Below are 376 nucleotides of genomic sequence, written 5' to 3' on the forward strand. Positions count from 1 at the left end.
CGGTCTGACTGGCGGATGCCGTCCCAAATGTCGATGACCCTCGTTCTGAGGCTCACCGCGTGCTCTTCCGGTGTCATGTCAGGTTTCCTGTTTTTTTCAGCAGCTGGTGGTGTGATGTCTACCAGGTGCACAATGCTATTCAGTTCGTTTAAATCCAGGTGCTTTTGCATTACGGCCAAGCGCATCGGGATGTTAATCCGCTTGGCGGCCAGGAGAAAGGCTGCTGCGCCGGCGCAATGCACTTCCTTTCCGTCGCGGCCTGTCGTCTGCATAATCGTCTTGTGGCAGTAGAATGAGCTGAAGTCATCCACCAACAAATCACGCTTGATACTGTCCAGGCGGCCAGGTTGCAGCTCAACCCTGCCAACCTTCAGGA

At 54.8% G+C, this 376-nt stretch carries 1 protein-coding gene; it reads right to left on the reverse strand.

Going from position 1 to position 376, the window contains the following annotated elements; genetic code table 11:
• On the reverse strand, window positions 1-376 hold a 376-nt coding region (locus tag CYR55_RS23815), incomplete at both ends, for a hypothetical protein (protein ID WP_175580837.1).

The sequence above is a fragment of the Chimaeribacter californicus genome (assembly GCF_002858675.1).
In the GTDB taxonomy this organism is placed as follows: Bacteria; Pseudomonadota; Gammaproteobacteria; order Enterobacterales; family Enterobacteriaceae; genus Chimaeribacter; species Chimaeribacter californicus.